The 6,121-nt window shown below is 54.0% G+C and carries 13 protein-coding genes and 1 pseudogene; 1 reads left to right on the forward strand and 13 read right to left on the reverse strand.

Going from position 1 to position 6,121, the window contains the following annotated elements; all coding sequences use genetic code 11:
- Nucleotides 1-9: 9 nt before the first annotated feature.
- The 11 genes from rplN to rplC all read right to left on the reverse strand — a co-directional run bounded on the left by rplN (nt 10) and on the right by rplC (nt 5,373).
- On the reverse strand, nt 10-378 hold the full coding sequence (gene rplN, locus QZ725_RS07175) for a 50S ribosomal protein L14 (RefSeq protein ID WP_188381164.1): 369 nt from the start codon (nt 376-378) through the stop codon (nt 10-12).
- Nucleotides 379-592: 214 nt separating this feature from the next.
- Complete coding sequence (gene rpsQ, locus QZ725_RS07180) at nt 593-865, reverse strand: 30S ribosomal protein S17 (protein ID WP_293777879.1); 273 nt, start codon at nt 863-865, stop codon at nt 593-595.
- Complete coding sequence (gene rpmC / locus QZ725_RS07185; RefSeq protein ID WP_293777882.1) at nt 865-1,056, reverse strand: 50S ribosomal protein L29; 192 nt, start codon at nt 1,054-1,056, stop codon at nt 865-867. Before rpmC ends, rpsQ begins: the two co-directional genes overlap by 1 nt.
- A 12-nt stretch (nt 1,057-1,068) precedes the next feature.
- On the reverse strand, nt 1,069-1,488 hold the full coding sequence (gene rplP, locus QZ725_RS07190; RefSeq protein WP_188381161.1) for a 50S ribosomal protein L16: 420 nt from the start codon (nt 1,486-1,488) through the stop codon (nt 1,069-1,071).
- A 2-nt stretch (nt 1,489-1,490) separates the two neighbouring features.
- Nucleotides 1,491-2,321, reverse strand: coding sequence for a 30S ribosomal protein S3 (gene rpsC, locus QZ725_RS07195; RefSeq protein WP_293777885.1), 831 nt, complete (start codon nt 2,319-2,321; stop codon nt 1,491-1,493).
- A 9-nt stretch (nt 2,322-2,330) separates the two neighbouring features.
- Nucleotides 2,331-2,663: a 50S ribosomal protein L22 gene (gene rplV / locus QZ725_RS07200; protein ID WP_293777918.1), complete on the reverse strand. Its 333-nt coding sequence runs from the start codon at nt 2,661-2,663 to the stop codon at nt 2,331-2,333.
- The gene (gene rpsS, locus QZ725_RS07205; protein WP_124574225.1) at nt 2,660-2,935 is read right to left on the reverse strand and encodes a 30S ribosomal protein S19; all 276 of its coding nucleotides are present in this window, start codon (nt 2,933-2,935) and stop codon (nt 2,660-2,662) included. Before rpsS ends, rplV begins: the two co-directional genes overlap by 4 nt.
- A gap of 10 nt (nt 2,936-2,945) precedes the next feature.
- The gene (gene rplB, locus QZ725_RS07210; RefSeq protein WP_293777891.1) at nt 2,946-3,773 is read right to left on the reverse strand and encodes a 50S ribosomal protein L2; all 828 of its coding nucleotides are present in this window, start codon (nt 3,771-3,773) and stop codon (nt 2,946-2,948) included.
- Nucleotides 3,773-4,090, reverse strand: coding sequence for a 50S ribosomal protein L23 (gene rplW, locus QZ725_RS07215; protein WP_293777894.1), 318 nt, complete (start codon nt 4,088-4,090; stop codon nt 3,773-3,775). Before rplW ends, rplB begins: the two co-directional genes overlap by 1 nt.
- Complete coding sequence (rplD, locus tag QZ725_RS07220) at nt 4,087-4,707, reverse strand: 50S ribosomal protein L4 (RefSeq protein WP_293777897.1); 621 nt, start codon at nt 4,705-4,707, stop codon at nt 4,087-4,089. Before rplD ends, rplW begins: the two co-directional genes overlap by 4 nt.
- 3 nt (nt 4,708-4,710) lie before the next feature.
- A complete protein-coding gene (gene rplC / locus QZ725_RS07225; RefSeq protein ID WP_293777900.1) occupies nt 4,711-5,373 on the reverse strand; it encodes a 50S ribosomal protein L3 in 663 nt (220 codons plus the stop codon).
- On the opposite strand from rplC, the gene QZ725_RS07230 reads away from it, so the two are divergent.
- Nucleotides 5,359-5,598, forward strand: a complete 240-nt coding sequence (locus QZ725_RS07230; RefSeq protein WP_293777902.1) for a hypothetical protein — start codon at nt 5,359-5,361, stop codon at nt 5,596-5,598. The two genes, rplC and QZ725_RS07230, sit on opposite strands and share 15 nt — an antisense overlap.
- Here QZ725_RS07230 and rpsJ read toward each other — a convergent pair.
- Nucleotides 5,585-5,917 carry a 30S ribosomal protein S10 gene (gene rpsJ / locus QZ725_RS07235; RefSeq protein WP_293777905.1) on the reverse strand — a complete coding sequence of 111 codons (333 nt, stop codon included), beginning with the start codon at nt 5,915-5,917 and terminating at the stop codon, nt 5,585-5,587. The two genes, QZ725_RS07230 and rpsJ, sit on opposite strands and share 14 nt — an antisense overlap.
- A gap of 78 nt (nt 5,918-5,995) precedes the next feature.
- Nucleotides 5,996-6,121: pseudogene (tuf, locus tag QZ725_RS07240) on the reverse strand (elongation factor Tu); the annotation flags it as partial.

Genomic DNA, 6,121 nt, shown 5'->3' on the forward strand with positions numbered 1-6,121 from the left:
CACGACTCCTTACAGAACTTCAGGCGCGAGAGAAACGATTTTCATGAAGCGCTCAGTGCGCAGCTCACGAGTAACCGGTCCAAAAATACGCGTGCCAATTGGCTCCAGCTTTGCATTCAGCAAAACGGCTGCATTGCCGTCGAATTTCACCAGCGAGCCGTCTTGACGACGAACACCCTTGGCGGTACGCACGACGACTGCGTTATAAATTTCGCCTTTTTTGACGCGACCACGTGGCGCAGCAACCTTGACGGTAACCTTGATCACATCGCCGATGCTGGCGTAACGACGCTTCGAACCGCCCAGCACCTTGATGCACAGGACTTCACGCGCGCCCGTGTTGTCGGCTACTTCGAGCCGGCTTTCAGTTTGAATCATAGTATTTTCTTTCCCAACTTAACCCGCTACGCAAAATGCGGTGTCGCGGTCAGTCTTGGTCTCGGCAGCCTGCTCGCAGGCTGATGAGGTGGACGTTTTTCAAAACTTCGATTAGTACAACTGTACGGCACTAACTTTTACTGCAATCCTGCGATCCTTTGCAGGAACGAAGCCCGCCATTATGCATGGCAAACGGCGGGCTTGCAACAACTATTTACAGCACTTGTGCAACCTGCACAACACGCGTAACGGTCCAAGCCTTGGTCTTGGAAATAGGGCGACCCTCTTGAATCTCGACGGTATCGCCTTCCTTGGCTTGGTTGGTTTCATCATGCGCGTGGTACTTATTCGAGCGCACGATGATTTTGCCGTACAGCGGATGCTTGACGTGACGCTCGATCAGCACGGTAACCGTCTTGTCCATCTTGTCGGACACTACCTTGCCAATCAACGTACGCTTGAGCGATTGTTTTGCCTGATCGTTCATTATTTGGCGTCCTTCTGGTTCATGACCGTTTTGACACGTGCGATGTCGCGACGTACTTTTTTCAACTGGGCGGTGTTGCTCAATTGCTGGGTTGCGATCTGCATGCGCAGACCGAACTGCGCCTTGAGCAGATCGTTCAGTTCCTTGGTCAAAGCCGCTTGGTCTTTGCCTTTGAGTTCAGATGCTTTCATGTTAGCCCCTTATTATTGGCCGACTTGACGGACAACGAACGTGGTAGGCAAAGGCAGCTTTGCTGCAGCCAGACGGAACGCTTCGCGTGCCAGGCTTTCATCCACACCATCCATCTCGTACAACATTTTGCCTGGACGAATCTCGGCGACATAGTATTCCGGATTACCCTTACCGTTACCCATACGGACTTCAGCAGGTTTGTTCGAAATTGGCTTGTCCGGGAAAATACGGATCCAGATACGACCGCCACGCTTGATGTGACGGGTCATGGCACGACGTGCCGCTTCGATCTGACGTGCCGTGATACGACCGCGACCGACTGCCTTCAAACCGAATTCGCCGAACGACACTGCCGTGCCGGTACCATGCGAAATGCCGGTATTGCGGCCTTTTTGCTCTTTGCGATATTTTCTGCGTGCTGGTTGCAGCATGATTATTCTCCTGCTTTCTCAGCCGTTGCGCCTTCAGCGCCTTCCGGCTTTTTGGCACGAACACGTTTGGCAGCAGGTGCAGCACCAGGCGCTGCGCCTTCTGGACGCGCAGTGCGAGGACGGCCAGCTGGCTTGCCATCATCACGGCGTGGGCCGCGACGTTTGGTGTCATCTTCCTTGGTCATATCAACTGGCGGCTCACCATTGGCGAGACGATCGCCTTTGTAGACCCAGACCTTGATACCGATAATGCCGTAGGTGGTTTCTGCTTCACCGAAGCCATAATCGATATCGGCGCGCAGCGTGTGCAGAGGCACGCGACCTTCACGATACCATTCGGTACGTGCGATCTCGATGCCATTCAGACGACCCGACGACATGATCTTGATGCCTTGAGCACCCAAACGCATGGCGTTCTGCATCGCACGCTTCATCGCGCGGCGGAACATGATACGTTTTTCGAGCTGTTGAGCGATCGAATCGGCGATCAGTTGCGCATCGGTTTCTGGCTTGCGGATTTCTTCGATGTTGACGTGCACTGGCACGCCCATCATCTTGGTCAGCGCCGACTTCAACACTTCGATGTCTTCGCCTTTTTTACCGATCACAACACCTGGACGCGAGCTGAAAATCGTGATGCGAGCGTTCTTGGCAGGACGCTCGATGACGACGCGACCGACCGAGGCGTTCTTCAGTTTCTTCTTCAGGTAAGCACGAACCTTCAGATCTTCGCTGAGCATGCTGGCAAAGTTGCCATTGCCTGCATACCAACGCGAACCCCAGTTACGTGTAACCGCAAGGCGGAAACCGGTTGGATGTATCTTCTGTCCCATCGTGACTCCTTAGTTACCGACAGTCACGTAAATGTGACAGGATTGTTTAGAGATACGATCACCCCGACCTTTTGCACGCGCAGTGAAGCGCTTGAGGATCGGGCCCTTTTCAACGTAGATCGTTTTCACGACCAACTCGTCGATATCTGCACCATCGTTGTGCTCTGCGTTGGCGATAGCGGATTCCAGCACTTTCTTGACAATCGCAGCGCCTTTTTTCGGGCTGAACTGCAGAATGTTCAAGGCTGCATCGACTTTCTTGCCGCGAATCAGATCAGCGATCAAACGACCTTTCTGATCCGACAGGCGCACGCCTTTGAGGATAGCTTTAGTTTCCATTATTTCTTAGCCTTCTTGTCAGCAGCGTGGCCCTTGAACGTACGGGTCAGCGCGAATTCGCCAAGCTTGTGACCAACCATGTTCTCCGACACATAAACCGGCACGTGTTGCTTGCCGTTATGTACCGCGATCGTCAGGCCGATGAAGTCAGGCATGATGGTCGAACGACGGGACCAGGTTTTGATTGGCTTCTTGTCTTTGTTCGCTTGCGCGGCTTCGACTTTTTTCACCAGGTGGGCGTCGCAAAACGGCCCTTTTTTCAATGAACGTGTCATGTCTTATCCCTTATTTCTTGCCGCGGCGCGAGACGATCATGGAAGTCGTGCGCTTGTTGCTGCGCGTCTTCTTGCCCTTGGTCTGCTGGCCCCACGGAGATACCGGGTGACGACCTGCCGCCGTTTTACCTTCACCACCACCGTGCGGGTGATCGACCGGGTTCATGACCACACCGCGAACGGTAGGACGAACACCGCGCCAACGCATTGCACCAGCTTTACCGATCTTACGCAGGCTGTGCTCGGCATTGCCGACTTCACCAACCGTTGCACGGCATTCAACGTGGATGCGACGCACTTCACCCGAACGCAGGCGAACCTGAGCGTACGTACCTTCACGCGCCATCAGAACAACGCTGGCACCAGCCGTACGTGCAATCTGCGCACCTTTGCCAGGCAGCATTTCGACACAGTGCATGATCGTACCAACCGGAATATTACGGATTGGCAGCGTATTGCCCGGCTTGATCGGCGCTTCCGAGCCGCTCATCAGCTGATCGCCAGCCGATACGCCTTTTGGCGCGATGATGTAACGACGCTCGCCGTCTGCGTACAGCACCAGCGCAATGTGCGCCGAGCGGTTTGGATCGTATTCGATACGCTCAACTTTGGCAGGAATGCCATCCTTGTTGCGCTTGAAATCGATGACGCGATAGTGATGCTTGTGACCACCACCGATATGACGGGTGGTGATGTGACCGTTGTTGTTACGACCGGCCGTTTTCGATTTCTTTTCGATCAGGCCAGCGAATGGACGGCCTTTGTGCAGGTCGCTGTTGACGACCTTGACCATGCCACGGCGACCAGGCGAAGTCGGCTTGACTTTAACGAGTGCCATTACTTAGCCTCCTCGGTGAAATTGATTTCCTGGCCAGGCTTGAGGCACACGAAAGCACGACGAGTATGGTTACGACGACCATTGAAACGACCCGAACGCTTTTGCTTACCCTGACGATTGGCGACCTGCACAGATTCAACTTCAACCTTGAACAGCAGCTCAACCGCAGCCTTGACTTCCAGCTTGGTTGCATCCGGCATCACGAGGAAAACGACTTGTTCGTTTTTCTCGGCAACAAACGTTGCCTTCTCGGAAATAACCGGCGCGAGCAGCACTTTCATCAAGCGCTCTTCGCTAAATTTCTGAATCGCGCTCATGCCAGCATCTCCTCAATCTTGGCCAACGCCGGTTTCGTGATCAGGACCTTCTTGAAGAACACGAGCGAAACAGGATCAGCGTGACGCGGCTCGCAAACCAGCACGTTTGGCAGGTTACGGGACGCCAACAACAGGTTTTCATCCAGGTTGTCGGTGATCACCAACACGGAATCCAGACCCATACCTTTCAGCTTTTGCGACAAGAGCTTGGTCTTTGGCGCATCTACCGACAGGCTTTCGATAACGGACAGACGGTCTTCGCGAGCCAGTTGCGAGAGGATCGAGCAGAGACCTGCGCGATACATCTTCTTGTTGACTTTGTGCGAGAAGTTTTCGTCAGGCGAGTTCGGGAAAATACGACCACCACCGCGCCACAGAGGCGACGACGACATACCGGCACGAGCACGACCCGTACCTTTTTGACGCCATGGTTTTTTGGTCGTGTGGTGAACTTCCTCACGATCCTTTTGCTTGCGGTTACCGCTGCGAGCATTGGCTTGATAGGCAACAACGATCTGATGAATCAGCGCTTCGTTGTAATCACGGCCGAAAATGGTATCCGGCGCAGCAACGTTCGATGCAGCTTGACCTTGATCATTCAGGAGCTTGAGTTCCATGAATTAAGCCCCCTTCTTTGCTTTGACTTTAACAGCCGGAGACACAACAACCTGACCGTTTTTCGCACCAGGAACAGCACCCTTGACCAGCAACAGCTGACGCTCAGCGTCGATGCGTGCGATCTCGAGGTTTTGCGTGGTGGTGGTGACATCACCCAGATGACCCGTCATGCGCTTACCAGGGAAAACACGACCCGGATCCTGCGCCATACCGATGGAACCTGGAACATTGTGGGAACGCGAGTTACCGTGCGTTGCACGACCAGAAGCGAAGTTGTAACGCTTGATGGTACCGGCATAGCCCTTACCAATCGATACGCCTTGAACGTCAACTTTCTGACCAACTTCAAACAAACTGACGGGCACAACATCACCCACCTTCAGTTCGGAAGCGGCAGCAGCGGAAATACGGAATTCTTTGAGCATCGTGCCAGCTTCGACACCTGCCTTGGCGAAATGCCCGGCAGCAGCCTTGTTGACACGGGACGCACGGCGGGAGCCGAATGCGACCTGGACAGCCGAATAACCATCGGTGTCAGGCGTTTTGATTTGCGTCACACGGTTGTTTGACACGTCGAGCACGGTCACAGGGATCGAATCCCCGTCATCCGTGAAGATGCGCATCATCCCAACCTTGCGACCCAAGAGGCCTTGGTTTTGGTTCATTTTTTCTCCATTCCCGCCTACGATTGGGCGGGGCTGATGTATTTAAAACTACAGAAACTGCAAGCACCGCAAGGACTCCAATATGGAATCCTTTACGAAGCCGGAGATTATAGCGTGAGAAAAGGCACTTCACAACCTCAGTTGGCGCACCTTGTTGTTTTCACGCTGTTGCCGATCACCTCAAACCGCAAGGCAACCGGCAGCATGACGATTACTGCAGCTTGATTTCGACGTCAACGCCTGCTGGCAGATCCAGCTTCATCAAAGCATCCACGGTTTTGTCGGTCGGATCGACGATGTCCATCAGACGAACGTGCGTACGGATTTCGAACTGGTCACGCGAGGTTTTGTTGACGTGCGGCGAACGCAGAACGTCGTAACGTTGAATGCGGGTTGGCAGAGGAACCGGGCCCTTGACGACAGCTCCGGTACGCTTGGCGGTGTCAACGATTTCGAGTGCCGACTGGTCGATCAGGCGGTAATCGAAGGCTTTCAGACGAATACGGATTTTCTGGTTTGCTACAGATTTTGGTGCGGTCGACATGTTCATTCCTTAAAGAGCGAACCGCGAGCTTGCGCCCGCGGCAATAAGATGGCGGCATCGCTGCCGCCGCGAATCGAATTACTCGATGATTTTAGCTACGACACCAGCGCCGACGGTACGACCGCCTTCACGGATTGCGAAGCGCAGACCTTCTTCCATCGCGATCGGGTTGATCAACTGAACCGTGATCGACACGTTGTCGCC

Source organism: uncultured Oxalicibacterium sp. (genome assembly GCF_913776015.1).
Taxonomy (GTDB): Bacteria; Pseudomonadota; Gammaproteobacteria; order Burkholderiales; family Burkholderiaceae_D; genus Oxalicibacterium.

Excerpts from the sequence above, each read along its gene's own strand:
- rplP (WP_188381161.1), bottom strand. The coding sequence starts at position 1,488 with ATGCTGCAACCAGCACGCAGAAAATATCGCAAAGAGCAAAAAGGCCGC.
- rpmC (WP_293777882.1), bottom strand. The coding sequence starts at position 1,056 with ATGAAAGCATCTGAACTCAAAGGCAAAGACCAAGCGGCTTTGACCAAG.
- rplD (WP_293777897.1), bottom strand. The coding sequence starts at position 4,707 with ATGGAACTCAAGCTCCTGAATGATCAAGGTCAAGCTGCATCGAACGTT.
- rpsJ (WP_293777905.1), bottom strand. The coding sequence starts at position 5,917 with ATGTCGACCGCACCAAAATCTGTAGCAAACCAGAAAATCCGTATTCGT.
- rpsC (WP_293777885.1), bottom strand. The coding sequence starts at position 2,321 with ATGGGACAGAAGATACATCCAACCGGTTTCCGCCTTGCGGTTACACGT.
- rplW (WP_293777894.1), bottom strand. The coding sequence starts at position 4,090 with ATGAGCGCGATTCAGAAATTTAGCGAAGAGCGCTTGATGAAAGTGCTG.
- rplN (WP_188381164.1), bottom strand. The coding sequence starts at position 378 with ATGATTCAAACTGAAAGCCGGCTCGAAGTAGCCGACAACACGGGCGCG.
- rplB (WP_293777891.1), bottom strand. The coding sequence starts at position 3,773 with ATGGCACTCGTTAAAGTCAAGCCGACTTCGCCTGGTCGCCGTGGCATG.
- rpsS (WP_124574225.1), bottom strand. The coding sequence starts at position 2,935 with ATGACACGTTCATTGAAAAAAGGGCCGTTTTGCGACGCCCACCTGGTG.
- rplC (WP_293777900.1), bottom strand. The coding sequence starts at position 5,373 with ATGAACCAAAACCAAGGCCTCTTGGGTCGCAAGGTTGGGATGATGCGC.
- rpsQ (WP_293777879.1), bottom strand. The coding sequence starts at position 865 with ATGAACGATCAGGCAAAACAATCGCTCAAGCGTACGTTGATTGGCAAG.